This window comes from Pseudomonas sp. LBUM1641 (assembly GCF_059716235.1).
Window position 1 is genome coordinate 3,416,288 of record NZ_CP166815.1, and the last position, 26,153, is coordinate 3,442,440.

At 61.2% G+C, this 26,153-nt stretch carries 19 protein-coding genes; 6 read left to right on the forward strand and 13 right to left on the reverse strand.

All coding sequences use genetic code 11. The features are described 5' to 3' along the window. Nucleotides 1–38: 38 nt before the first annotated feature. The 8 genes from ACA046_RS15635 to ACA046_RS15670 all read right to left on the reverse strand — a co-directional run bounded on the left by ACA046_RS15635 (nucleotide 39) and on the right by ACA046_RS15670 (nucleotide 11,625). Nucleotides 39–1,322 carry a glycosyltransferase gene (locus ACA046_RS15635; RefSeq protein ID WP_497676975.1) on the reverse strand — a complete coding sequence of 428 codons (1,284 nt, stop codon included), beginning with the start codon at nucleotides 1,320–1,322 and terminating at the stop codon, nucleotides 39–41. Nucleotides 1,323–1,423: 101 nt separating this feature from the next. Next, nucleotides 1,424–5,410: an Mcf1 protease effector domain-containing protein gene (locus ACA046_RS15640; RefSeq protein WP_497676976.1), complete on the reverse strand. Its 3,987-nt coding sequence runs from the start codon at nucleotides 5,408–5,410 to the stop codon at nucleotides 1,424–1,426. Between the two features lie 179 nt (nucleotides 5,411–5,589). After that, nucleotides 5,590–6,672 carry a nucleoside hydrolase gene (locus ACA046_RS15645; RefSeq protein ID WP_497676977.1) on the reverse strand — a complete coding sequence of 361 codons (1,083 nt, stop codon included), beginning with the start codon at nucleotides 6,670–6,672 and terminating at the stop codon, nucleotides 5,590–5,592. A gap of 27 nt (nucleotides 6,673–6,699) precedes the next feature. Continuing rightward, nucleotides 6,700–8,010, reverse strand: a complete 1,311-nt coding sequence (locus ACA046_RS15650) for an MFS transporter (RefSeq protein WP_459021140.1) — start codon at nucleotides 8,008–8,010, stop codon at nucleotides 6,700–6,702. Between the two features lie 141 nt (nucleotides 8,011–8,151). After that, the gene (locus ACA046_RS15655) at nucleotides 8,152–8,784 is read right to left on the reverse strand and encodes an N-carbamoylsarcosine amidohydrolase (protein ID WP_459021138.1); all 633 of its coding nucleotides are present in this window, start codon (nucleotides 8,782–8,784) and stop codon (nucleotides 8,152–8,154) included. Between the two features lie 137 nt (nucleotides 8,785–8,921). Beyond that, nucleotides 8,922–9,674, reverse strand: coding sequence for a maleate cis-trans isomerase family protein (locus ACA046_RS15660; RefSeq protein ID WP_459021136.1), 753 nt, complete (start codon nucleotides 9,672–9,674; stop codon nucleotides 8,922–8,924). An 11-nt stretch (nucleotides 9,675–9,685) separates the two neighbouring features. Further along, nucleotides 9,686–10,495: an alpha/beta fold hydrolase gene (locus ACA046_RS15665; RefSeq protein WP_497676978.1), complete on the reverse strand. Its 810-nt coding sequence runs from the start codon at nucleotides 10,493–10,495 to the stop codon at nucleotides 9,686–9,688. After that, nucleotides 10,492–11,625, reverse strand: a complete 1,134-nt coding sequence (locus ACA046_RS15670) for an FAD-dependent monooxygenase (protein WP_459021132.1) — start codon at nucleotides 11,623–11,625, stop codon at nucleotides 10,492–10,494. Before ACA046_RS15670 ends, ACA046_RS15665 begins: the two co-directional genes overlap by 4 nt. Nucleotides 11,626–11,933: 308 nt before the next feature. Here ACA046_RS15670 and ACA046_RS15675 point away from each other — a divergent pair, with 308 nt between their 5' ends. The 4 genes from ACA046_RS15675 to ACA046_RS15690 all read left to right on the forward strand — a co-directional run bounded on the left by ACA046_RS15675 (nucleotide 11,934) and on the right by ACA046_RS15690 (nucleotide 17,892). After that, nucleotides 11,934–12,986 carry a 2,5-dihydroxypyridine 5,6-dioxygenase gene (locus ACA046_RS15675; RefSeq protein ID WP_076013601.1) on the forward strand — a complete coding sequence of 351 codons (1,053 nt, stop codon included), beginning with the start codon at nucleotides 11,934–11,936 and terminating at the stop codon, nucleotides 12,984–12,986. A gap of 155 nt (nucleotides 12,987–13,141) precedes the next feature. After that, nucleotides 13,142–13,579 carry a MarR family winged helix-turn-helix transcriptional regulator gene (locus ACA046_RS15680; protein ID WP_063029853.1) on the forward strand — a complete coding sequence of 146 codons (438 nt, stop codon included), beginning with the start codon at nucleotides 13,142–13,144 and terminating at the stop codon, nucleotides 13,577–13,579. Between the two features lie 283 nt (nucleotides 13,580–13,862). Beyond that, on the forward strand, nucleotides 13,863–14,339 hold the full coding sequence (locus ACA046_RS15685) for a (2Fe-2S)-binding protein (protein WP_459021130.1): 477 nt from the start codon (nucleotides 13,863–13,865) through the stop codon (nucleotides 14,337–14,339). A gap of 16 nt (nucleotides 14,340–14,355) precedes the next feature. Further along, the gene (locus tag ACA046_RS15690) at nucleotides 14,356–17,892 is read left to right on the forward strand and encodes a molybdopterin cofactor-binding domain-containing protein (protein WP_497676979.1); all 3,537 of its coding nucleotides are present in this window, start codon (nucleotides 14,356–14,358) and stop codon (nucleotides 17,890–17,892) included. Between the two features lie 120 nt (nucleotides 17,893–18,012). Here the strand turns inward: ACA046_RS15690 and ACA046_RS15695 are convergent, their stop codons facing one another. Next, nucleotides 18,013–18,669: a TetR/AcrR family transcriptional regulator gene (locus ACA046_RS15695; RefSeq protein WP_167664221.1), complete on the reverse strand. Its 657-nt coding sequence runs from the start codon at nucleotides 18,667–18,669 to the stop codon at nucleotides 18,013–18,015. A gap of 153 nt (nucleotides 18,670–18,822) precedes the next feature. Between ACA046_RS15695 and ggt the strand changes: the two genes are divergently transcribed. Together ggt and xth are read left to right on the forward strand one after the other, a co-directional pair. Continuing rightward, nucleotides 18,823–20,547 (forward strand): gamma-glutamyltransferase, encoded by a 1,725-nt coding sequence (gene ggt, locus ACA046_RS15700; protein ID WP_102605003.1) that lies wholly within the window; start codon nucleotides 18,823–18,825, stop codon nucleotides 20,545–20,547. 76 nt (nucleotides 20,548–20,623) lie between these two features. Then, nucleotides 20,624–21,418: an exodeoxyribonuclease III gene (gene xth, locus ACA046_RS15705; RefSeq protein ID WP_497676980.1), complete on the forward strand. Its 795-nt coding sequence runs from the start codon at nucleotides 20,624–20,626 to the stop codon at nucleotides 21,416–21,418. Here the strand turns inward: xth and ACA046_RS15710 are convergent. From ACA046_RS15710 to ACA046_RS15725, 4 genes are all read right to left on the reverse strand, one after another. Beyond that, nucleotides 21,415–22,932, reverse strand: coding sequence for an FAD-dependent oxidoreductase (locus tag ACA046_RS15710; RefSeq protein WP_497676981.1), 1,518 nt, complete (start codon nucleotides 22,930–22,932; stop codon nucleotides 21,415–21,417). The genes xth and ACA046_RS15710 overlap by 4 nt on opposite strands. 69 nt (nucleotides 22,933–23,001) lie before the next feature. After that, nucleotides 23,002–23,529, reverse strand: coding sequence for an AAA family ATPase (locus tag ACA046_RS15715; RefSeq protein ID WP_497677091.1), 528 nt, complete (start codon nucleotides 23,527–23,529; stop codon nucleotides 23,002–23,004). Further along, a complete protein-coding gene (gene pnuC / locus ACA046_RS15720; RefSeq protein ID WP_497676982.1) occupies nucleotides 23,526–24,089 on the reverse strand; it encodes a nicotinamide riboside transporter PnuC in 564 nt (187 codons plus the stop codon). The genes ACA046_RS15715 and pnuC overlap by 4 nt, the downstream gene beginning before the upstream one ends. Before the next feature lie 229 nt (nucleotides 24,090–24,318). Further along, entirely contained in the window at nucleotides 24,319–25,953 is a 1,635-nt protein-coding gene (locus ACA046_RS15725) for a methyl-accepting chemotaxis protein (RefSeq protein ID WP_497676983.1), read from the reverse strand. Nucleotides 25,954–26,153 lie beyond the last annotated feature (200 nt).

Below are 26,153 nucleotides of genomic sequence, written 5' to 3' on the forward strand. Positions count from 1 at the left end.
GCAGCCCGTTCGCGGCGCGCCCCCGCCAGCGTGTGTGTTTACAGGCTGCGGTTTTTCGCCTCGATCCATTGCGCCATGTACTGGGTACTTTTGTGCAGGTGATGGCGCAACATGCTGCCGGTGAAGTTGTTGCGACGATGCTCGCTCAGCTCATTGCGGCACTGCTCCAGGCGCGCCACCAGTGCCGGGCCATGCAGGTCCTGGGCGTAACGGCGGGCAAGTAATTGCCGGCCGTCTTCCTGGGCCTGGGTCCAGCGCTCCTGGTCTTGATACAACGCAACCGCTTGCGCTGCCAACGCACTGGCGCTGCGCTCGACCCCGCCGGGCCAGGGTTCACCCATGGCTTCGGCACCTACTGGCGTGGTGACGCTCGGTGTGCCACAGAGCATCGCATCGGCCAGCTTGCCCTTGATCCCGGCGCCAAACCGCAACGGCGCCAGGCAGATACGTGCAGCAGTCATCACCTGCAACGCATCCTCAGCCCAATTCATTACATGGAAGCCTTGGGCCGGGTTGTGCAGGGCAGTGGCCTTGGGCGGTGTGTAGGCGCCATAAACGTGCAGTTGAGCACCCGGCAGTTGCTGGCGGATCAGCGGCCACACGCTGTTCTTCATCCACAACACCGCATCCCAGTTCGGCGCATGGCGAAAGTTGCCAATGCTCAGGAAGTGCGCGCGGTCTTCAAACGGCGCGAAGGCCACGGTGGGCGGCGTCAGCATCAGCGGGCACCAGTGGAGCAGGGCGGCGGGCACCTTGAAGTGCTCGGTCAGCAACTGGATTTCCACATCGGAGATCATCAGGCTGATGTCGCAGCGGTAGATCGCGGCGATCTCACGCTTGGCCAGGTCGGTGTCGGCCATGTAAGCGAACTCGGCGGCCAGGTCCTGGCTGAACAAAGGGCTGAAGTCGTCAGCCTCGGGTTGCGTCTTCAGGAAATCCTTGAGGCGCTGGTGCCGGGCATCCCGCAGGCTCTGCAGGTCCGAGCTTTCCAGTACGCGAAGGGCATTCGGGCAGCATTTTTCTACGCGCCAGCCGAACTGTTCTTCCATCATGAAACGGTCGAACAGCACGATGTCCGGGGACAGTTCCCGGATAAAGTCATCGAAGCTGCTGTTGTTCAATTCAATCGCACATTCGCGAATGCCCAGGGCGGGCAAGTCGGCCTTGTGTTCGCCCGTGACGGCCGGGCTGCTGAAGGTGATGTCCCAGCCCTCGGCCAAAAAGCTCTCGAGGATCTGCATCATGTGTCCGCCTGCTGCTGAAGAGCGGGGTTCCGGCCAGACATAACCAATGACCAGTACTTTGGTGGCGGGCAGGCTCATGGATAGCAGTTTCCTTCGGGGTGGCAAAAAAGGGTGCAATTAAACCATGAGCGCCCTGGCACCGCTAAAGGATGTAACGGTGCCTTGGGCAACTCGATTGTTTATGCAAGCGGCTGAGACAGGCCTTTGATGCGGTTGATATCAAAGGTGTGTGTCTTGGTGGAGTCTATGCTGAAGTTGCGCTGCGCAAGCTCACTTACATCGAACTCACTGGTCTTGTACATCCGCCCTGTCAGGATAGTGCCGAAAGCACTGAGGCTCTTGCCAACCGTGCCGCTGTTCAAGGTTTTCTCAAGACCTTTCGCCATCGACTTCGCTGACGGGAATGTCGCCAAACCATAGTTGGGGTCGTAATAGAACCAGGTTTTCAGGCTGGCATCGTTCGGCGACACACGGACGCCGGCGAGCATTCCATGGTTTGAAGTGCTGATCATCAGGGTTTTCGATGCCTTGGCATTGCTCAGGCCTGCAATGATGTTTGTATAAGGGATGGCTGCCGTTGCGTTCGCGCCGTGAAAGTTGATCTCAGTGACGACTTTGGACTGGAGGGCTGACAGGTCGTTGATGAATGTTCTGGCTTCAGCGGAATCGGGGTTCGCCATGGCATAGGCCAGGTTATCCAACAAGGTGTTTTCGGTGCCTTCCCCGAGTGCCACGGCCATTGCGCTGGAGAGGGCTGCGCACTCACCCTCCACATCGAAATTGGTCAGCGCCAGGTAAAAGCTTTGCGGCATGCCCCGAGTGGTGCCGCCAGCGGCTTCTATTTCACGTTTGAATACTTCGGCGCCACTACGCGCGTGGGCGATAAACAGTTTTTCCCGTTGCCGAACCAGGCTTCCGATCTGCTCCGCGGTGAGGTTGCCGTTCACAATCAGTTCCTTGATTCTGTAAGGGCTCATCCCCGTGCTGTAACCGGGTACACCGTCGGGTTTTAGCGTGTCATAACCTCTCTTGAAGGCCGCCTCGTCGCCGTACTTGGTTTTGCTGATTTTAACCACAAAGAGATCGGACAAATCATTGTCTGCTGGCGCGGCAGGAGAGAAGAAGTCTTGGAGGTTACGCGTATTGGTCTCGGCCACAAAACCCTCCAGCGGCGTACCGTAGGCGGTGCCCGAATTGGGGTTGACGGCATACCATTTGTCACCCTCGAACTTCGCCAGCAGTGCAGTCCTTTCAGAGCCGTTGCCTATCGAACTGATGGTGCCTTTGGCGATGCTGGCTTCCTTGAGCAAGTTGTTGGCAACAGCAAATTTGTGCCCGAAGGCGGGAATGGTCGAGTAAAACGACTTGGCGTTTTTGTGGGATCCCGCCACCAGTCCCGCCAAGTCATCGGCGTGGGGTGTGGCTTTCTTCAGCATGACTCTGAGGGTATTCAGCGATTTGACGCCATGGCGCAGTGCCATACCCATGCCTTTGGGGGCCGGTAGCACCATCATGGTGGCGTCGGTCAGGAAGCTGCCGATAGCTTCTGCCGCGTTGCCTTCAATTGCATATTTCACGGTGTTGGCAAAAGGGATGAGGCCGAGTGCGGCGGCGGCACCGGCTTCGGCGTAACGCTGCTGCAACTCGATGGCGCTTTCGCCTCCGGCCATGCTTGTGAACATCTCCTTGGGCAAGACCAAATGCTGATTCGCGGCGACACTGGCCAGGTAGGCTGTCTTACTGTTTGAGTAGGACAGGGCGGGCGCCTTTTCGTGGGGCGGTGGGGCCCAGGCCGTCTGGGGAATCAGTTCTTCAATAATCAGTCCCGACTGTGCATCGGCTACAGGTTCTGTGCCGCTGCTATAGGCGTTCCAGTCGAAAGCCTGGCGTTTGTCGGTTTCAAAATTGCTGTAGGGAACGATATTTCTCCCCGCCGGCAGGTCCGCTGGCAGGTCGGTGCGCACGACGATTTTCTTCAGGCCGGGGAACACCTCGTAGTAGCGCACGTCTGCGCCGAGTTCCGAGCGAATAATGATTCCATGGCGACCTTTGGCATTTTCGATGGCCTCCTGTCTGACCAGGTGTGACGCGCCGGAAATAGCCTTCCTCAGCCCGTAAAACTTCTGCGTGCCGAGGTTGAGGTGTTCCCGATGGGTTTCAGGCAACTGCGATAGAAGATGTTGGACCAAAATGGCCTCGGATTTTTGAAGGTTCAAGTGATGAGAATCGGAAGTGGACTTGAACCGCCATGGAATATTGCTGAGGCGTGGGAACTGTTGCTCAAGCTCTTTCATGGAGACCTTGCTGCTGATTGAGCGCCAGTCGCCCTTGTGCAGCGAGCTCGACATGTGTGCGTCCAACAGGCTGTAAAAACGATTCTGGTCGCCGTCGATGCTTTGCAATACCGGGGTTTCCAGATTGACGGACTCTCCATAGACACGCTTCAAATCATCGAGCGCCATTTGCCTGCGGGTGGGTATGGCCTTGAGCAAATGCTGGCCGGCAAAGCCCAGGTCCGAAAACTCTTTTTGGTAGGCTGCTTTCGCGGTGCTGATGTCACCTTCCGAGTAATTGCCGTCATCTTTTTTTGGCAGGGCACCGTTGGTAATCGCCCAATCAATCATTGCTTCGCGCCGGGTGTACAGGTCCAGCTTTTCTTCATTGTCGGTAATCGGCTCCAGTTCTGCGAGATCGTTGATTTGCTGGTAGCCCATGGTGGCGCTTGCGCCCGGCGCCAGGTGCTCTATTTTCGATATGGCACTGCTCAGCGCGGCCCACTGATGGGTCCCATAGCGCAGATCGTCGGGCAACCCCTGGACCAGAAGTGCTGGCGCTACGTGAGACAACATCAGGTAGGCGGCGACACCCTTGTGCGCGGGTTGTACGCGACTCTGGTTCATCAGGTGTTCGCCGAGAGACTGAACAATGTCTGCCGGTTTCTTTCCCCAGTTATCGGGTTGATCAAGTTGATATTGCGCAATCTTGTTACGGGTGGCTCCGGCGTCGGGGTCCAGGCTCAGTACCAGGGCCGACAGCACCAACTCGCGACGGCTGGTGGGGGTGGGCAGGACGCCCAGTTCGGCCTCCAGTCTTTGCCCGAGCGCCAGGGCTTTGGGGTGAGTGAGCATCTGTTCGAGTTGCTCGCGGGGGGAGGTGGGCGTAGCGCTATTGGTGGGGCCCATCAAGGTGGAAAGCAATGTTTGGCCGGGGGCGATTTCTGCTTGTGTTGCGGCGCTGAGTCGCCTGCGCTGAGCGGCGCTCAATGGCACTGGCGTGGACAGAAGTCCCCAGAAATCAGCCAGGGGCGGGCTTTGTGGAACTGGCGTGCCTAATACAGCCAACAGGTTATCGAATCCCTCATTTGTGGTTGGCAGCTTCCAGCCTTTGCCGGTGATGAAGTCTTCGGCGCTGGTAAATCCCTTGGGTTGGTGGGACGAGTGGGGGTCGACGTTGAAGCCGGCCAGGCGCATACCCGCGCGTACCTTGTTATGCAGTTTCAACCTCAGCGTTTTACGGTCATTGATGTCACCCAGTGCCTGCTGCTGGTTTTGCAGGGCCTGCTCGCTGCGTGATGCGGCCAGGCTTTCGACGGGCGGGGCGAAGGTGTAGGTGCTGGCCAACCGCGCAAGGCTCGTTGGATCAAGGTCCTGCCCGTAGAAGTTTGCCACCAGCCAATGCGGAACGTCGGTTGCGTTGCTGTGGTAGTGCGCGACAGGCCCGTTAATACCGCCGGCAAAGATCTTCGCCGCAGCCAGTACCGGGCCTGCAACATCGCGCCATCCGGATTGATCGTCCAGGGTGAAGACCTTTGTCCGATTGTTAATGGTGGCGGTGAGCTGGTTGAGATCCGGGTAAAGGTTGATGCTCCCGGGAGGAATGCCCTGGGTTTTCACCCAATACTGAAATTCCGGGTTCTTCAGTGCGTTGTTCAATTGGGCTTGCCACACGCCCAGGGTCGAGTGAGGCGGAACCACGATATTCGTTTGCCCCTGAAGACCATTTGCCAAGGCATTGCACAGGTTTTGTGCCAGGGCCTTGTCGCCTGCTGCGCGGGTGTTGTCGCTGGAGAGCGGCGGGGTGGCTGGGGCTTGCGCCAACCTCTCGAGGGGCGCCCAGTTTATGTTCGGTGCGCGCCCGGTGGTCAGGCTGGCGCTGAGTAGGGTCATCAATGAGTTCCCGAATTGGTTTTCAGACAGGGCACAGGCCGCTGGCAGCGACCTGTGGTGTCAGCTATGTAGTGAAAACCGAAGGGGCGATTCCAAAAAAGCACAGATGAAGGGTGACCGGGTGTTGCGAGGCGGCGCGCAACAAAGCCTCGACGACCTTGTTGCGTGGGGTGGCGGGGTTAGTGGGGCGTCTTCACGGGCGTCGGCAAGGTCACGAGGTTGACGTAGCCATCCCAGAACTTCTTCTGGTCCACGGCAAACACCACCTTGGCCTTCTGCGTGCCCACGGGTGCACCTTTTTTGTAGCCCAGTGCCCGGCCGTAATCGGCGCCGAAGGTGGTGTCTACGTCCACCCACAGTTCACGGGATTCGGTGACGATCTCGGGGCTCACGAGAAACAGCGCCGGCAGACTGTCCCAGGTGAAGCTGTGGTAGGCGGGATCTTTGTCGAACAGTGGGCCGAACTCGTGCTTGTACAGCTCGGCAATCGCGCCTTTGTGGGCAATCACCCGCTGGTACACCGACTTGTCGAAGGTGACTTTCTCACAGACATCGTTGGGGAAAATCACGTGTTCGATCGGCGAGCGCAACACGATCTTCGCAGCCTCCGGGTCGAACCACCAGTTGAACTCCGCCGCCGGCGTGGTGTTGCCCGGAATCTCCAGGGCACCGCCCATGTACACGATGCGCTTGATCAACGGCACGATGTCCGGTGCCGAGCGAATCGCCAGGGCAATGTTGGTCAGTGGGCCGACCGCCAGAATCGTCACCTCGTGGGGGCTGGCCCGCACGCTGTCGACGATGAACTGGGCGGCGGTTTCTTTGCGCAGCTTGGTGTGGGTCGCCAGGCCATCCGGTGGTGCTACCAGTTGTGATGCATTCGTTGGGCGCGGGTTCTTGAACGCACCCGGCCAGCCGGAGCCGAACAGGGATTTTTCCGCCTCATAGGTGGCGTAGTCATGCAGCAGCGGGTAGGCGGCGCCGGAGTAGACGCCGATTTCCTTTTCCACGCCCATGCGTTCCACGGCCTTGAGGGCATCCACCTGTTCCTGGTCGACCCAGGCATTGCCGCTGACCAGGGTCATGCCCAGCAGGTCGATGCGTTTTTGCCCATGTAGCTGGGCAAGCATGATAAAGGCCTGGCCGTCATCGTTGAGCACGTTGAAGTCGGTGTCGAAGATGACCTTTTCTGCGGCCTGCGCCGTACCGGCACACAGGCCGACGGCGACAAGCAGGGCACAGCGCTTGATGAAACCTTGCATGGAGACTCACCCCAGGAATTGTTGTTATTAACGGTTCACCAGTTTCGCCGGCAAGGCGATGACCAGGAAGCTGCTGAGAATCAGGCAGCCGGCGAAAAACCACAAGGCGCCTGCGCTACTGCCAGTGACGTCAATCGCCACCCCCATCAACGAGTTGCTCACCAGGCCTGCGATGTTCGCCAGCGAGCAGGCCAGGGCGAACCCGGTGGCGGCTGCGGTGCCTTTGAGAAAGGTCGCCGGCAGGCTGAAAAACACCGGCACCGCACCTATGATCGCCGCCGAGGCAATCGCAAACAGGGCCACGGTGGCGACCACGTTATGGGTGAAGAAGGTGCTGGCGGCCATCGCCGCCGCGCCGATGAAAAACGGCACGATGATGTGCCAGCGGCGTTCGCGGTGTTTGTCGGAGCTGGCGCCGATCAGCAGCATGCCCAACAGTGCGGCCACGCTGGGCAAGGCGGTGAGGATGCCGATGTGGAAGGTGTCGGTGATACCCGCGTTGCGGATGAACGTCGGCATCCAGAAGCCCATGGCGTAGGCGCTGAGCAGGATCGAGAAGTCGATACCGCCGAGCATCCACACCTTGAGGTTGAAGAAACCATCACGGAAGCTGTGCTTGCTGTCGGCACCGTCGGCGTCGTCTTTGCGCAGCTCGCTTTCCAGCAGGGTCTTTTCTTCCGGCGACAGCCATTTGGCTTGCTGGTAGGAGTTGGGCAGTGCCCAGAAGGTCCAGATACCGAGCAGCACGCTGGGCACCGCCTCGATCAGGAACAGCCACTGCCAGCCACGCAGGCCGCCCGTGTTGTCGAAATGGCTCATGATCCAACCGGACAATGGGCCGCCGATCACGCTGGACAGCGGCAGGCCGATCATGAACAGGGCGATGATTCGCCCTCGGCGATGGGTGGGAAACCAGGTGGTCAGGTAATACAGGACGCCCGGCAGGAACCCGGCTTCGGCGGCGCCCAGCAGGAATCGCAGGATGTAGAACTGGGTGGTGGAGGTGACCAGCATGGTGCAGGCCGAGAGCAGGCCCCAGGTGATCATGATGCGGGCGATCCAGATCTTCGCACCGACCTTTTCCAGGATCAGGTTGCTCGGGACTTCGAAGAGGATATAGCCGACAAAAAACAGCCCGGCGCCGAGGCCGAACGCGGTTTCGCTGAAGTGCAACTGGTCGAGCATCTGCAGTTTGGCAAAGCCGATATTGATGCGGTCCAGGTAGGCTGCCAGGTAGCAGAAACACAGGAACGGAATCAGCTTCCAGGTGATCTTGTGGTAGAGCGTGTTGACCGGATCGGCGACCGTAGTCGCGGGCGCTGCATTCGCAATGGGCATTGGGGTGTCTCCTGGCGGTGACTTATGGTTTTTATACAGCCGCTTTTTTTTCAGCACTTCGGAGTGCTGAGAAAGCGACGTCCAAAGGCAGTGTCAGAAGAGTGCAAGACCGCGCTCTGTGGCGCGGTTCTTAAAGAAACGTTATTGCTCCTTGAACTTGTTCATCGCCTCCTGCTTGCTGACCACGTCGCCGTACTTGCTGTCGATATCAAACAAGTTGGCTTCATGGGGCGCCGGGTGACGGTCGCCGACGCATTCGCGCACGACGATGGTACGAAAGCCATGTTGCACTGCATCGACTGCGGTGGCGCGGATGCAGCCGCTGGTGGAGCAGCCGGCGAGCACCACGGTGTCGATGCCCTGGGCGTGCAGCATCGGGGCCAGGCTGCTGCCGAAAAACGCGCTGGCGTATTGTTTGGTGATCACCACTTCATTGGCCAGGGGCAGGACTTCGGGGCAGAAGGCTGCCATGGGGTTGCCTTCGACCATGTCTTTCATCACCGGGGCCTTTTTTACCCAAATACCGCCGTCGGCGAAATGGCCGGGATGGTAACGGATATTGGTGTGCACCACGCTAATCCCGTGACGCCTGGCGCAGGCCAGCAGTTCGATGCTTTCGGCCACGGCGATGCGCACTTCGGGGGCAAACAGCGGCGCGCCTTCGGTGGTATAGCCTTGCATGAAGTCGATCATCAGCAGGGCGGATTTTTTGCCGAAGCCGATTCGGTTGCCCCAGACGCCCTGGTAGTTGGCGTCGGCGGATTGTTCGGTCATCTATCAGTCCTCGGTAATGGACAGTGCACATACCTTGTGGCGAGGGAGCTTGCTCCCATTGGACTGCGTAGCAGGCCTATTTTTTGGGGGCGCTTCGCACCCCAGCGGGAGCAAGCTCCCTCGCCACAAAAGCGTTTTTAGTAGGCGCCGGAGAGTAGGGCGCCGGCGCCGGGGACGATGGGTTCCAGGTCCAGGGCCTTGAGCATGGCGTAGGTGGTGGCGATGGCGGCGGTGAGTACCGGCAGGCCGGTTTGTGCTTCGACCTTGGCCACCACCGGCAACGACTGCATTTGCACGCAGGCCGACAGCACGATCACGTCGACGCCTTCCAGGTTCATCCCGGCAACGATGGCCGGCAGGTTGGCCGGGTCGTGGCGGGCCACTTCGAGGTTGTCGGGGATCTCCAGGGCGCGCCAGTCCACCACTTCAAAGCCTTCTTCGCGAATGTAGTTCACCACCAGTTCGGTCAGCGGTTTCATGTACGGCGCGACGATGGCGATGCGCTTGGCGCCCATGACGTTTAGGCCTTCGATCAGGGCTCCGGCACTGGTGATCACCGGGGCGTTGGCGTCGTTGTCGGCAGTGGCCTTGCGCAGGCGTTGCTCGGATTTACGGTGGTAACCCAGCCCCATGGCCATGATCGCCACCAGGCAGGCGTAGCCCAGCACGTCGACCTTGGCGTCGGACAGCTCGATGGCGCAACGGTCGGACTCGCCGTCCATCGCCGCCAGTTCTTCCTTGCGCACTTGCTTCATGCGCATGCGGCTGGAGTGAAAGGTGAAACGTTCCGGGCGGATCGCCTGGCGCGCGTTGAGCATCGCCGGGATCTCGGTTTCCATGGTGGTGTTGGAACTCGGCACGATCTGGCCGATACGGTAAGGCTTGAGCATGATGGTCTCCGTTATGCAGTCAGGGGCTGGCCGAGGAAGTCGCCGAAGGCAGCGAAAAAGCCTTCAAGGTCGTCCCAGGGAATCATGTGTCCTGCATTTGGCACATGGGCGACCTGTAGGGTTGGCTGTAACTGTCGGACTTGCGCGACATCTTCGGCCTGAATTACACCGCCGCGTCCGGCAACAATTAACAGGGCAGGGGCCTCCAGGTGCGGCAGGTCCTGATGGAAGTCGACGGTGTGGAAGTCGTTGAAGGCGCGAACGATGGCCGGCTCGTAACAGGTGTGCAGCCATTCGGCGCGCAGTTGCAGTTGTTCGTCGGTCCAGGTGGCGCAGAAGGCGCGCATCGCCTCCGCATCCATGCCGACCAGGGACTGACGAATCGAATCGACGTACCACGGCAGCTTGCTCGGGTATTCCCGGCGACCCGGGCCGGACACCGGCGGGTCGATCAGCACCACACGGTTGACGCCCTGTGGATGGCGCACCGCACTGCGCACCGCAAACCGCGCGCCCATGGAGTGGCCTACCAGGTGATAGCTCTCGAGCTTGAGGGCGTCGGCAAAGGCGCCGATATCATCGGCGCAGGTGTCGGCGCTGTAGTCCAGTTCCGGGCCGGTGGACGACAGGCCACGCCCGCGCACATCCAGCACATAAGTATCGAAATGCAGGCCCAGGCGTTCCGCAACAAAACCCCAGGTAATCGCCGGGCTGGTGATGCCGGGAATCAGGATCAGCGCCGGGCCTTTGCCGCCATAACGCAGGTAATGCTGGCGAATACCGTTGGCCTGGACGTTGCCACCGTAGAGAAAGCTGCTCACGCGGCCACCCCCGACTTCAGCTGCTGGGCGTAGAGGTCATAGCCGTAGACCCAGTCCGGATCTTCCTGGGTGCGCAGCCAGGTGTTGGCGTTGGACACGGCCTGTACCCGGGACGCGCGTTCCTTGCGGTTGGCTTCATACAGTTCGAAGGCGGTGCGATAGTCGCTGATGCCGGTTTCCTGCAGGCAGCGTGTGAGCATCGCTGCGTCTTCGATGGCCATGCCGGCGCCCTGGGCCATGTGCGGCTTCATCGGGTGGCAGGCATCGCCCAGCAATACCAGGCGGCCGCGGCTCCACAGCGGCAGCGGGTTGCGGTTGCGCAACGGCCATTTGGTCACGCTTTCGGTGGATTCGATCAGGGCCTGGACGGTGGGGTGGTAGCCCTTGAAGGCGTCGAACATCTCTTCGCGACTGCTGTCGACGAAGGCGCCCTGGAAGTCCCATTCCGGGTGCGGCACGCCGGTGACGTAGTAGTACTCGTCGCGCCTGCCGGTGGTGTAGTAAACCATCATGTGCCGGTCCTCGGTCCACCACTTGATGCAGTCTTCAAACTTCAGGTCGTACTTGGCCAGTTGATCGCCCCGGATCAGCGCGCGGTGGGCGACCCAGCCGCTGTACAGCGGCTTTTCCGCGCCCAGCAGCTCTTCACGAATACGCGAGTTGATGCCGTCGGCACCGATCACGATGTCGGCGTAGGTCACCTCGCCGTCGGCGAAGGTCAGGCGTACCTGGGTGTCGGTTTCCTCGAGGGTTTCCAGGCGTTTGTTGAAGTGCAGGGTGCCGGGCTTGAGGGTGGACATCTGCAGCGCGTGCAGGTCGCCGCGGTGCACGGTGATGTAGGACGCGCCGTAGCCGGTCAGGGGAATGCGGGACAGGTAGTCGCCGGTTTCACCGTCGCGGCTGAACCAATGCTCGGGGTGAGAGCCCATCAGGTCCAGCTGCTTTTCAATGCCCATGCGCCGAAAGATTTTCATGATGTTGGGGCCCATGTGGATCCCGGCACCGAGACGGGAAAACTCCGGCGCCTGCTCGTAGATGTCCACGTCGAACCCTGCCTGTTGCAGCAGGGTGGCAGCGGCGGCACCGCCAAGGCCGGCGCCGACGATTGCGATTTTTTGTGTGCTTCCCATGGGGCGTGGTCCTCTTTTTCGAATGATGGCCGGCGGCGTCAGTCCGCAAGGTTTTTAAAGTGTATACGCTCATTTTTTCAAATGAAAAGCCCGCGCTTGAAAAATTGTTTTTTTGGCCAGATCGATCCCCTGTAACCGAGTGTCGCCATATAACATTGGGTTTGTGTGGATTTGTAACGTTTTGGCGTGGCGCTTGCAGTCCATCCTAAAATCAGTTCTTATCGTGATTAATTGGCGTATACGCTATAAAAACGCACTAGAGTGAAGCGCACTGCAAGATCTTGGTGCAGCAGCTGAGGAGACAGGAAATGCCGGTAAGTGATTGCGAACTGACCCAGATGTTTGAGCACGTGTTGAAGCTCTCTAAGGTCGACCCGACCCAGAGCGTTGCCGTGCTCAAGAGCCATTACTCCGACCCGCGCACCGTGCGCGCGGCGATGGATGCGGCGCAGCGCCTGGGGGCCAAGGTGTATGCGGTGGAATTACCGTCGTTCAACCATCCCCGGGCGATGGGCAATGACATGACCGCCTACTGCGGCGACACCGCGCTGACCGGCAACATCGCAGCCCAGCGGGCACTGGAGGCGGCGGACCTGATCGTCGACACCATGATGCTGTTGCACTCGCCGGAGCAGGAACAGATCCTCAAGACCGGCACACGCATCCTGCTGGCGGTAGAACCCCCGGAAGTACTGGCGCGCATGCTGCCGACCGAGGAAGACAAAGTGCGCGTGCTGGCCGCTGAAGAACTGCTGAAAAAGGCCCGCTCGATCCACGTCAAATCCCGCGCCGGCAGTGATTTTCGTGCAGCGCTGGGGCAATACCCGTCCGTCACCGAATACGGCTTTGCCGACGAACCGGGACGCTGGGATCACTGGCCCAGCGGCTTCCTGTTCTCCTGGCCCAACGAAGAAACCGCCGAAGGCGTGCTGGTGCTGGATATCGGCGACATCCTGCTGCCGTTCAAGACCTACACCCGCGAGAAAATCACCCTGGAAATCGAGAAGGGCTTCATCACCAAAATCCATGGCGGTTTCGAAGCCGAATACCTGCGCGACTACATGAAATACTTCAACGACCCTGAGGTTTATGGCATCTCCCACATCGGCTGGGGCCTGCAGCCACGGGCGCAATGGACCGCCATGGGCCTGCACGACAAGAACGACGGCATGTGCATGGACGCCCGGGCGTTCTACGGCAACTTCCTGTTCTCCACCGGCCCGAACACCGAAGTCGGCGGCACCCGCAAAACCCCGTGCCACATGGACATCCCGCTGCGCAATTGCGACGTCTACCTCGATGACCAAGCCGTCGTCATCGCCGGCGACGTCGTAGCCCCCAAGGCCTCCCTGGCCCCCTGACACCTCCACCTGTAGGAGCGAGCTTGTTCGCGAAAAACTCAAGGACACCGAGGGAAACCAGACCCCCCGTGTCATCGTTGACGACCTTCGCGAGCAAGCTCGCTCCTACAGATGTAAGATGCCACCCCATCAACCACCGCCTCCCCGAGCCCGCCGTGCCTGATTCCTACGTTTTCTCCGAGCAAGTCGGCCACCTGTTGCGCAAGGCCTACCAGCGCCACCTGGCGATCTTCCAGCAGAACGTCGGCGACTCCCAGCTCACCGCCGTGCAGTTCGTCACCCTGTGCGCCCTGCGCGATCACGGTGCAAGCTCGCTCACCGAACTCGTCAAGGCCACCGCCGTCGACCAGGCGACCATCCGCGGCATCGTCGAACGCCTCAAGGCCCGCGAACTCATCACCCTCGAACCCGACCCCCAGGACAAACGCAAAGTCGTGGTCAACCTGTCCGACTCCGGCGCCGCCCTGGTGCAGCAAACCGTACCTTGCGCCGCCACCATCACCGAACTGACCCTGAGCAACCTCAACCCCGCCGAACGCGTCGCCGTACTATTCCTGCTACGCAAAATGATCGACGACCCCCAAACCCCCTGACTCCCCCCCGTAGCAGCTGTCGAGCCCCAGCGAGGCTGCGTCGGCCGCACCGCCGTTATCGAGCCAGGCACAAACCCGCGTCGGCCGCCACGCAGCCTCGCTGGGGCTCGACAGCTGCTACGGCGAAATTGGGTTGTCCCCGATAGGCTGGCACCGTTTTTGCTCTACTTTGATGTAGTAACCACTTCACCAGTCAAGTGTGTCGCGAGACCCCAGCTACGCGACGCTTTTTTTTGACTGTTTGATGTAGTGGGCACTTCACCAAACCCAACGGGCGAAGCGAATGATCAGCCAGCACATCACGGTAACGCTTGAGGTCAACGGCCACACCCGCGAAGTCAGCGCAATGGCCGACACTCCGCTATTGCTGATCCTGCGCAATGACCTGCGACTCAACGGCCCCAAATACGGCTGCGGCCTTGGGGAGTGCGGCGCCTGCACGGTAATCATCGACGGTGTGGCTGCACGCTCCTGCGTCTTCCCACTGTCGGGCGCGGTGGGCCGCGACATCGTCACCCTCGAAGGCCTCGGCACCCGCGAAACCCCGCACCCGGTGCAACAGGCCTTTATCGACGAGCAGGCCGCGCAGTGCGGCTACTGCCTCAACGGCATGATCATGACCGCCAAGGCCTTGCTCGACCGCAATCCCAACCCCAGCGAAGCCGAGGTGCGCAGCGAACTGTCGGGCAACCTCTGCCGCTGCGGCACCCATATCGAAATCCTCCGCGCGGTGCTGCGTGCCGCCCGCCAAACGCCTTGAACGTGGATCGATGACCATGACTGACACAATCCCTTCCCGCGACCAATGGCTGGCCAAGGCCGGCGTCCTGCTGATCGTCGACGACGTGCTGCCGCCCTCGGGGCCGGTGGCCAAGGGCGGCACACCGACGGTCAAGCCCAAGGAACTGGGGCTGTTTATCGCGGTGAACGATGACGGGCTGGTGTACGCCTTCAACGGGCATGTAGACCTGGGCACCGGCATTCGCACCTCCTTGGCGCAAATCGTCGCCGAGGAACTGGACCTGGCCATGGAACAGGTGCGCATGGTGCTGGGCGACACCGAACGGGCGCCGAACCAGGGCGCGACCATCGCCAGCGCAACCTTGCAGATCTCCGCGATCCCGTTGCGCAATGCCGCCGCCGAAGCCCGGCGTTTCCTGCTGATGCGGGCGGCGCAACGTTGGTCGGTCAATGCACAGAGCCTGAAGGTCGACGCGGGCGTGATTAGCGCCGAGGACGGACGCACCACCACCTATGGCGAACTGGTCACGGGCGAGCATGACGAACTGCGCATCAGCGGCGATGCACCGCTTAAAGCCACCGCCGATTACCGCCTGGTGGGCAAAGGCGCAGCCCGGGTGGATATCCCCGGCAAAGCCACCGGCGAACTGACTTACGTTCACGACATGCGCGTGCCGGACATGCTCCACGGCCGGGTAATCCGCCCACCTTATGCGGGGCTGGATTGCGGTGATTTTGTCGGCAATAGCCTGCTGAACGTAGACGAATCATCCATTGCCCATATCCCGGGCATTGTTGCCGTGGTGGTGATTCGCGATTTTGTTGGTGTGGTGGCCTTGCGTGAAGAGCAGGCGATCAAGGCTGCCCAGGAACTGCGGGTTCACTGGAAACCCTGGAATAACCAACTGCCGGACATGAGCGATGTGGAACAAGCGATTCGTGACAACCCACGGGTACGCCGAACCGTGCTCGACCAAGGCCACGTCGACGAAGCCCTGGCCGCCGCCAGCCAGCGCATGCCGCGCACCTACCTGTGGCCGTACCAGATGCACGGCTCCATCGGCCCGTCCTGCGGCGTGGCGGATTATCAGCCCGGGGTCAGCCGGGTCTGGTCCGGCAGCCAGAACCCGCACCTGCTGCGAGCTGATCTTGCGTGGTTGCTGGAGTGCCCGGAAGCATCCATCGACGTGATCCGCATGGAGGCGGCCGGCTGCTACGGCCGCAATTGCGCCGACGATGTATGCGCCGACGCGTTGCTGTTGTCCCGCGCCGTGGGCAAGCCGGTGCGGGTGCAACTGACCCGCGAACAGGAACACCTGTGGGAGCCCAAAGGCACCGCGCAATTGATGGATGTCGACGGCGGCCTGAACGCCGACGGCAGCATCGCCGCCTATGACTTTGAAACCAGCTACCCGTCCAACGGCGCGCCCACCCTGGCGCTGCTGCTGACCGGCCGGGTCGAGCCGGTGGCGGCGATGTTCGAAATGGGCGACCGCACCTCAATCCCGCCCTACGACATCGAGAACATGCGCGTCACCATCAACGACATGGCGCCGATCGTGCGCGCCTCGTGGATGCGCGGCGTGTCGGCGTTGCCCAACACCTTCGCCCATGAATCCTATATCGACGAACTGGCGTTTGCTGCCGGGGTCGACCCGGTGGAATACCGCCTGCGTTATCTGAAGGATGAGCGCGCCATCGACCTGGTGAAATCCACCGCCGAGCGGGCCAACTGGGCACCGCGCACCGCGCCGATGCAAACCGCCAACGAAGACCACCTGCTGCGAGGCCGGGGCTTTGCCTACGCGCGCTATATCCACAGCAAGTTTCCCGGCTTCGGCGCGGCGTGGGCGGCCTGGGTGGCGGATGTGGCCATCGACAAGCAGACCGGCGATGTCTCGGTAACCCGCGTGGTGATCGGGCATGACTCGGGGATGATGATCAACCCGGCGGGGGTGCAGCATCAGATCCACGGCAATGTGATCCAGTCCACCAGCCGTGTGCTCAAGGAGCGCGTGACCTTCGAAGAGTCCACCGTGGCGAGCAAGGAGTGGGGCGGTTATCCAATCCTGACCTTCCCTGAAGTGCCGCAGATCGACGTACTGATGATGCCGCGCCAGGACCAGCCGCCGATGGGCGCCGGGGAGTCCGCCTCGGTACCCAGCGCGGCGGCGATCGCCAATGCGATCTACGACGCCACCGGCATTCGTTTTCGCGAGCTGCCGATTACCCCCGAGCGCGTGCTGGCTGCGCTGAATGCCGGCACGCTGGGTGAGCCGGCGAAGTCCCCGGAGAAGCGCCGCAAATGGTTGTTCGGTTCATTGTTCGCAGCGTTTGGCGCGGTACTGGGCATGGCCGCCACCGCGTGGCCGTTTCACAGCGAAATCGCGCCGATCGCGCCGCCCAGCGCCGGCACCTGGTCCAAGGCCACCCTGGAGCGCGGGCGTTTGCTCGCGGCCGTAGGGGATTGCGCGGTGTGCCACACGGCGCCGGGTGGCGCCGCCAATGCCGGCGGGCTGGCCATGCACACGCCGTTCGGCACGCTCTACAGCAGCAACATCACCCCGGATGAAAAGACCGGGATTGGCAGCTGGTCCTACCCGGCGTTTGAGCGGGCGATGCGCGACGGCATCAGCCGCGACGGGCGCAACCTGTACCCGGCGTTTCCCTATACCGCGTTTCGCAACATCAACGATGCGGACATGCAGGCGCTGTACGCCTACCTGATGTCCCAGGCGCCAGTGAGCCAGGCGCCGGTGCCGAATGCGATGAAGTTTCCGTTCAATATCCGGCCGTTGATGGCCGGCTGGAATGCACTGTTTTTGCGCCGAGGGGAAATCAGCGTGCAACCGCAAAGAAGCGAGCAATGGAACCGCGGCGCCTATCTGGTCAACGGGTTGGGGCACTGCGCGGCGTGCCACTCGCCGCGCAACCTGATGGGGGCGGAGAAGGGCGGTAAAGCGTTCCTCGCGGGCGGCAGGGTGGATGGTTGGGAAGCGCCGGCGTTGAATGGCTTGTCCAAGGCGCCGACGCCGTGGACCGAGGACCAATTGTTTACCTATCTGAGCACCGGTTATTCCGATGTCCACGGCGTCGCGACAGGGCCGATGGGGCCGGTGGTGACTGAGCTGGCGAAGCTGCCCAAGACCGACATCCGCGCGATGGCGGTGTACCTGGCCTCGCTGAATGACAGCGCGGCGGCCGAAGCGCAAGTGGTGGCGGCCGCGACGGTGCCCAATGCCAATGGGAGAAGGGTATTTGAAGGTTCGTGCAAAGCCTGCCATGCCGACGGGCAGGGGCCGAAACTGTTCGGAGTCAGCCCGTCACTGGCGACTAATACCAATGTGCACAGTGATCAACCGGACAATCTGATCAAGGTGATTTTGCAAGGGATCAGCACCCCGGCGACCAAGGACCTGGGTTACATGCCGGCGTTCAAGGACAGTCTGTCCAATACCCAAGTGGCAGAATTGGCCGCCTACCTACGCGGGCGCTTCGCACCCAATGCACCGCAATGGAACCGCTTGGAGCAAAAGGTCGCTCACCTAAGAGCCAACCCAGGTACCCATTGATTCACGCGGGCAAAAATGTGGGAGCGGGCTTGCTCGCGAAAGCGGTTCGTCAGTCGCCAAATGCATTGACTGATACACCGCATTCGCGAGCAAGCCCGCTCCCACATTGAGATCCGGGTTCTACCGTTGGACAGGCGGTGTCAGGCATACCCCACGCAATACCAGATCACTGATAAACCCCAGCCAATCCCGCTGCTGTGTCTTATCCGCCAAATCCTCCCCCAAAAACGAACTCAGCGTGTGCTGGTTGGAGTTATAGAAGTAGCACAACGAAGCAATCATCAAGTACACATGCTTGATGTCCACATCCTCGCGAAACAGCCCCTGCGCCTGGCCCGCCTCAATGATCGGCCGCAACACCCCAACCGCCTCCCCGGACAACCGCCGCAGCTCACCCGACTGCTTCGCGTGCTTGCCCTTGTGCAGGTTCTCGATACTCAGGATCGCCACAAACTCGGGATGCTTGACGTAGTAATTCCAGATAAACCCCACCAGCGCCTGCAACGCTTGCACCGGTGCAGTCAGGTCGAGCTTGAGTTTGCTTTCGGCCTTGTTGAACTGTTCATAGGTGTGCTCCAGCACACACACAAACAGGTGCTCTTTGCTGCCGAAGTAGTAATACAGCATGCGGTCGTTGGAGTCGGCCTCCCGCGAGATGCTCTCGACGCGCCCGCCGGAATAGCCGTCGCGGGTGAAGACCTTGACCGCCGCCTGGAGAATCCGCGCGCGGGTCTGGTCGGCTTGCTGGGCGCGGATACCGGTCTTCTTGATCACCATCGAAAAGCCTCTGCTGCGCGGCGTAAAGGCCCGGAATATAGCATGGGCATTATTCCGTTACCGACAGGCTCTGTCACAAATGCGGCATAACGCTGGGGCTTGGATCGGAAACGTATTACTTTCTAGTTCTTCTAATAAACAGAGTATGCAGGGATGAAATACCAACCGTTTACCCGAACGTTGATTGCCACCGCGTTGGTGCTGACCGTCAGCGGTGTACAGGCGGCCTCCCAGGCCCCGGTGGCTGGCGAAAATGGCATGGTGGTCACGGCTCAGCACCTCGCTACCCATGTGGGCGTGGACGTGCTCAAGGCCGGTGGCAATGCCGTGGATGCGGCGGTGGCGGTGGGTTACGCCCTGGCCGTGGTGTACCCGGCGGCTGGCAACCTGGGCGGCGGCGGCTTCATGACCGTGCAACTGGCCGACGGGCGCAAGACCTTCCTCGACTTCCGCGAAAAAGCACCGCTGGCGGCGACTGCCGACATGTACCTGGACAAGGACGGCAACGTCGTCCCCGACCTCAGCTCCAAGGGTCACCTGGCCGTCGGCGTACCCGGCACCGTGTCGGGCATGGAATTGGCGTTGAGCAAATACGGCACCCTCAAGCGCGCCCAGGTGATCGCCCCGGCGATCAAGCTGGCCGAAGACGGTTTTGCCCTGGAGCAGGGCGATATTGACCTGCTGCACACTGCCACCGACGAATTCAAGAAAGACAAAGACCTGCGTGGCATCTTCCTCCACGGTGGCGAGCCGATGCTGGTGGGCCAGAAACTGGTGCAGAAAGACCTGGCGAAAACCCTGCGGGAAATCTCCGCCAAGGGCACCGACGGCTTCTACAAAGGCTGGGTAGCCAAGGCGATTGTCGATTCCAGCCAGTCGGGCAAAGGCATCATCACTCAGGCCGACCTGGACAAATACAAGACCCGCGAACTGGCGCCCATCGAGTGTGACTACCGTGGCTACCACGTGGTCTCCGCGCCACCACCGAGCTCCGGCGGCGTGGTGATCTGCGAGATCATGAACATCCTCGAAGGCTACCCGATGGCCGACCTCGGCTATCATTCAGCTCAAGGCTTGCACTACCAGATCGAGGCCATGCGCCACGCCTACGTCGACCGCAACAGCTACCTCGGCGACCCGGACTTCGTGCAGAACCCGGTTGAGCACCTGCTGGACAAGGACTACGCCGCCAAACTGCGCGCCGCCATCGACCCGCAGAAAGCCGGGATCTCCCAAGACATCAAGCCCGGGGTTTCGCCCCACGAAGGCAATAACACCACCCACTACTCCATCGTCGACAAGTGGGGCAATGCCGTCTCGGTCACCTACACCCTCAATGACTGGTTCGGCGCCGGTGTAATGGCGAGCAAGACCGGGGTGATCCTCAACGACGAAATGGACGACTTCACCTCCAAGATCGGCGTGCCTAACATGTACGGCCTGGTCCAGGGCGAAGCCAATGCCATCGCGCCGGGCAAGACGCCGCTGTCGTCCATGAGCCCGACCATCGTCACCAAGGACGGCAAAGCGGTGATGGTGGTGGGTACGCCGGGGGGCAGCCGTATCATCACGGCCACCTTGCTGACCATCCTCAATGTGATCGACTACAAGATGAACATTCAGGAAGCCGTGGACGCCCCGCGTTTCCACCAGCAATGGCTGCCTGAGGCGACCAATATCGAGCGCTTTGCCCTGAGTCCCGACACCCAGAAAATCCTCGAAGGCTGGGGCCACAAGTTTGCCGGCCCGCAGGATGCGAACCACCTGGCGGCGATCCTGGTGGGCGCACCGTCCCTGGACGGCAAGCCGGTCGGCAATAACCGTTTTTATGGGGCCAACGACCCACGGCGCAATACCGGGTTGTCGTTGGGCTACTGAGGTCAATCGCGCCTGAAAACGGAACGACCGAACACCTTCCGGGCTCTACTCCAAGAGCCCTGGAAGGACCCTTCCCATGAAAGCGCTGAAGATCGCGACCTTCAACATCAATGGCATCCGCGCCCGCCTGCCCAATCTGCTGGAATGGCTGGCGCGGGAACAGCCCGACATTGTCTGCCTGCAAGAACTCAAGGCGCCCGACAGCCTGTTTCCCTTCAACGACTTTGACGCCGCCGGCTACGGTGCGTTGTGCCTGGGCCAGGCCTCGTGGAACGGCGTGGCGATTCTGGCCCGCGACGCGCAACCGCTGGAAAGCCGCCGGGGTTTGCCCGGCGATGACGCCGACCATCAAAGCCGCTACCTCGAAGCCGCCGTGCACGGCATTCTGGTGGGCTGCCTGTACCTGCCCAACGGAAACCCCCAGCCGGGGCCGAAATTCGACTACAAGCTGGCGTGGTTTGAACGGCTGATCGACTACGCCAGGCACCTGCAGTCCAGTGAACACCCGGTGTTGCTGGCCGGGGATTTCAATGTGGTGCCCACCGACCTCGATATCTACAACCCGCGCTCCTGGCTCAAGGACGCATTGCTGCAACCGCAAACTCGTGACTGTTACCAGCGCCTGCTGGAGCAAGGCTGGACGGACGCCTTGCGCCATCTGTATCCCGATGAGCGGGTTTATACCTTCTGGGATTATTTCCGCCAGCACTGGCAGAAAAACGCCGGCCTACGAATTGACCACTTGCTGCTCAATCCGGCGCTCAAGCCTTATCTGAAAGGCGCCGGGGTGGATGCGTGGGTGCGCAACGAGCCCCATGCCAGCGACCATGCGCCGACCTGGATCCACCTCGGCACCCGCAAGGCCCGTTAGAGCCCGCGGATCAGCTCAAGCACCTCGGCCTTTTTCAGCGGGTGCTTCATGTGTTGCGAGAGCAGCGCCATCGCCCGCTGATGTTCACAGGCAATCACTGCTTCCACTTCATCGCCACGGCAGAGCAGGGCGATGAAGTGGTGGTGCTGTAGGTCACCTTCCACGTGGAGTTGGTTCCAGTGGCGGGGATGGCCCAGCAGCTCGAAGGTCTTGCTGAAGTGATAGGTCCAGAAGAACGGCACATCGGCAAACGCCTGCTCGGCTCCCAGCATGTTGCGCGCCGCCAGCACCCCGAGTTGCTGCGCCACGCGCCAGTGTTCGATTCGCGCCGGGTGGTCGTTCCATGGGAAGGTCACCATGTCACCGGCCGCCCATAAACCTGGCGCGACGCGCAAACTCGCGTCTGCTTTCAACGATTGGTCATCGGCGGTTTCCAGTCCGTGTACGAACCCGGTGGCGGGTGTTACGCCGACGCCCATCAGTACGAGGTCTGCGGCCAGTCTGTGGCCGTTTTTCAGCACCACTGTCGTCACGTCCCCGTGTCCTTCCAGACGCTCGGGCTCGCTGGCGCTGTGGAATATCACGCCGTTGGCTTCATGCAACTGGCGCAGTGAGGCGCCAATGCGCTTGCCCAGTTGCGCTGCGAGCGGAATCTCGTGACGGCCCACCACCTGGACCGTCAAGCCGCGTTTGCGTAACGCTGAAGCGGCCTCCAGGCCAATAAAGCTGTCGCCGATGATCACCGCGCATTTGCCCGGTTGCGCAGCCTCAACGATGCGCGCCGCGTCATCCCGCGAGCGCAGCACAAAGACGTTATTCAGTACGGCTCCTGGGATATCCAGTGGTTTGGCCTGGCCACCGGTGGCCAGCAGCGCCGCGTCATAGTCGAAGCGGCGACCGTCTACGAGTTGGAGGCATTTGGCGTGAGGGTCAAGGTTTTGGACTTCGCCGTGGATCTGGATGTCGGGGTAGCTGGCTTCATCCAGCAACGGTGGGGTTTCGTCGGGCGGCATCTCGCCTGCGATGACGAATTTGCTCAAGGCGGTGCGGTCGTAGGCAGGATTTTGCTCCTGATCGATCCACAGCAGGCGGCCGCTGAAGCCCTCGCGGCGCAGGGTGGCGACGGCCGCCGAACCGGCTGCGCCGGCGCCAATCACGATAAAGCAGCGGGAATCATTGGCTTGTGGGGCGGATGAAGAGGGCAGCGCTTTGTCGCCCACACTGACCACGCCATCGTGAATCTCCACCGGGTACTGCGTGAGCTGCACCAATGCGGGCGGCTCGCAGACCTGGCCGTCATCTACCCGGAAAGCCGCCTTGTGCCACGGGCAAATGATCCTCCCGTCACAGATTACGCCTTGCTCCAAAGGCGCCCCGGCGTGGGGACACTCCGCCTGATAGGCCCGCACCTGACTACCCGAACGCACCAGCAGGAGCTTGTGGGCGGCGGTTTCAACACGAACGCCACGGTCTTCGGGCAAGTTGATCAAGCGGGCAACAATGCGCATGTTCATAGGCCAATCTCCTTTCAAGGATTGACCTGTGCCCTGGGTGGAGAACTGCGTTGACCCGATAACCGGTCTTCAGCGCTGTGGGAGCAAGTGCTCAACCGCTGAAAATGCTTGTTGCCTGCGCGCTTGCCAATTGCCCCGGATCACCTGCAGTGGCAGGTGCTGTTGCTCCAGCCAATCGAGGCTGGCCTGAAAGAATGCGAAGCGGTCGGCAAACTCCGGCTGGCAGCGCTGGCCGTCGGCAGTCCATTCCACGTCTTCCGGCGACAGCAGCAGGTGCAAGTCGTAGTGGCGGGCCAGCAGTTCGCTGTCGAGCCAGGTCGGGCAGTCGCCAAACAGGGTCTGGCTCCACAGCTTATTGGTCAGCAGGTTGGTATCCAGGATCAGCAAGTCTGGCTGCCGGGCGCGGGCGGCGTCTTCCCAGGCCAGTTGGCCACGGGCGATGTCGGGGATATCGGCGAGGGTGGTATCGCGCTGGTGGTGGTCGATGAAATGGCGCACGTATTCGCCCACCATCACACCGCCAAAATGCGCCTGCAATTGCGCGGCCAGCCAGCTTTTACCGCTGGATTCCGGGCCGGCCAATACCACGACTTTCATGCGTGCAACGCCGGGTCGGCGCGCCATTCGCGCCAGCCTTGCACGGCGATCACGGTGAACAAGGCATAGAGTGCGGCGGTGAGGTACAGACCTTTGTAGAAGAACAGGCCGACGAAGATCACATCCACGATGATCCACAACGGCCAGCACTGCACGCGTTTTTGCGCCATCCACATCTGCGCCACCAGGCTGAAGCCAGTCAGGGCCGCGTCCAGCCAGGGTTGTGCGGCGTCGGTCCAATGGGCCATGGCGGCCCCCAGCAACAGGCTACCCAGGGCGCCCACGGCCAGCCCTTGCAGGATCGGTTGCAGCCCCAGGCTGGTGACCTGGCGGCCTTGCCTGACCTCGCCGGCGCGGGTCCACTGCCACCAGCCGTAGAGTTGCAGGCCGGCGTAGATGACTTGCAGGAGCATGTCGGAGTAGAGCTTCACATCGAAGAAGATCCAGGTGTACAGCAGCACCATCACCAGGCCGATGGGCCAGCACCACGGGTTCTGTTTAACCGTCAACCAGACAGCGATCACCCCCAGGGCGGCGGCAAACAGTTCAAGCCCGGACATGGTGGTTCCTTGGGGGAGTCGAAGAGGGCGGTGATTGTAACCAGAGTGGTGGGCGCGGGGTAGAGCTCCCCTGTGGCGAGGGGGCTTGTCCCCCGTTGGGCTGCGCAGCAGCCCTGATAAGGTAAACGCGTTTTTTCAGGAAAACCGAGTGGCAGGATTTGGGGCCGCTTCGCAGCCCAACGGGGGACAAGCCCCCTCGCCACAGAAGCCCCTTCAGCAGAGATCTGGGTTAGACCTTGAACTGGCGTAGCAGTCCGTCGAGTTGTTCGCTCAGGCCTTTCAAGTGTGCACTCGCGACGCTGGACTGCTGCGCCGCCAGTGCCGTGCTGTGGGACAAGCCGGCTGCCTGGGTGACGTTCTGGTTGATGTCTTCCACCACATGCGCCTGCTGCAACGTGGCGCTGGCAATCGAAGCGTTCAAACCATTGAGATTACGCAAAGCCTGGCCGATGGCGGTGAGGCTCGCGCCGGCCTGACCCGCTTGTTCGATGGTCAGTTGCGACGCCTGGTGGCTGTCGCTGATGACCTTGACCGCCGCTTCCGAATGGCCTTGCAGGCGCTCGATCATCGCCTGGATTTCAGCCGTGGATTTTTGCGTGCGCTGGGCCAGCAGCCGTACTTCGTCGGCCACTACCGCGAAACCACGGCCTTGCTCCCCGGCGCGGGCTGCTTCGATGGCGGCGTTGAGGGCCAGCAGGTTGGTCTGGTCGGCGATGGAGCGGATCACTTCCAGTACCCCGCCAATCTGCGTGCTTTCAGTCGACAGCGTACGAATCACCTCCACCGCCTGGCTGATGGTGCTGGAGAGCTGGTCGATCCGTTGCAGGCTGCCGTCGATGTTGAGTTGGCCCTGTTCGGCCTGTACTTGGGCATCGCGCATTTCGCTGGCAGCGTGCTCGGCATTCTTGGCCACGTCCTGTACGCCATAGGTGACTTCGTTGATCGCGGTTGCGACCAATTCCATCTGCTGTGATTGCTGCTGGCTGCGGTCATGGGCGTCACTGGCGTTGCTGCCCAGTTCGCTGGATGACTGGCCCAACGCATTGGCGCAGGTCTGCAACTGCCCGACCACCTGCCGCAACTTGGCGGTAAAACTGTTGAAGTGCCGGGACAGTTGAGTGACCTCGTCCTGGCCGTGGGTGTCGAGGGTGCGGGTCAGGTCGCTTTCGCCACTGGCGATATTGGCCATGGCGTTCACTGCTTGCTGCAATGGGCGCACGATGCTGCGGGCAATCAACACCACCAGCAGGGCCATGATCACGGCAATCACCAGGCCGACCATTGAGGCTTTCCACACCTGGCCGCGGAATTCGGCTTGCACGTCATCGACATACACGCCGGAGCCGATGATCCAGCCCCAGGGTTCGAACAGCTGTATATAGGAGGTCTTGGCCACCGGCGCATCGGCCCCGGGCTTGGGCCAACGGTAGTTCACCATCCCGGCGCCCTTGGCCTTGGCCAGGATCACGAACTCGTTGAACACCGCAAAGCCGTCCGGGTCGCGGATCGCCGACAGGTTCTGGCCGTCGAGCTTGGGGTTGGCCGCGTGCATGATCATCACGGGCGTGAGGTCATTGATCCAGAAGTAATCATCCTTCCCATACCGCAGCCCGCGCACTGCGCTCAAGGCTTGCTTCTGCGCCGCTTCACGGGTCAGGACGCCGCTGGTTTCGAGGCTGTGATAATAAGTCAGGATCCCGCTGGCGGTTTGCACCACACGCTGGGTCTGCTCGCTCTTGGCCTGGTAAAGGTCGCCATGAATCTGCTTGAGCATAAGCAGGCCGAGGGTTAGCAGCATCAGCACGGCGACAATCAGGATCAGCCAGAGACGCCGGCTGATGGACATACTGCGCAAACTGTTCATGGTCCTGTCACTCCGTGTTCTTATAATTTTGGGCGCTGCTTCGACATTTCCGGCTTGTCTGATAGGCTTTCGGCCCAGAATCAAAAAACCTGAGTCCTGCCTGATTTTTCACGGAATTTTCGCAGTTCGGCCTTGATTATTTGCACTGTGCTTGCAGCGCATTCTTCGTTAGTGAACGTCTAAAAAATATGAACGAGGCA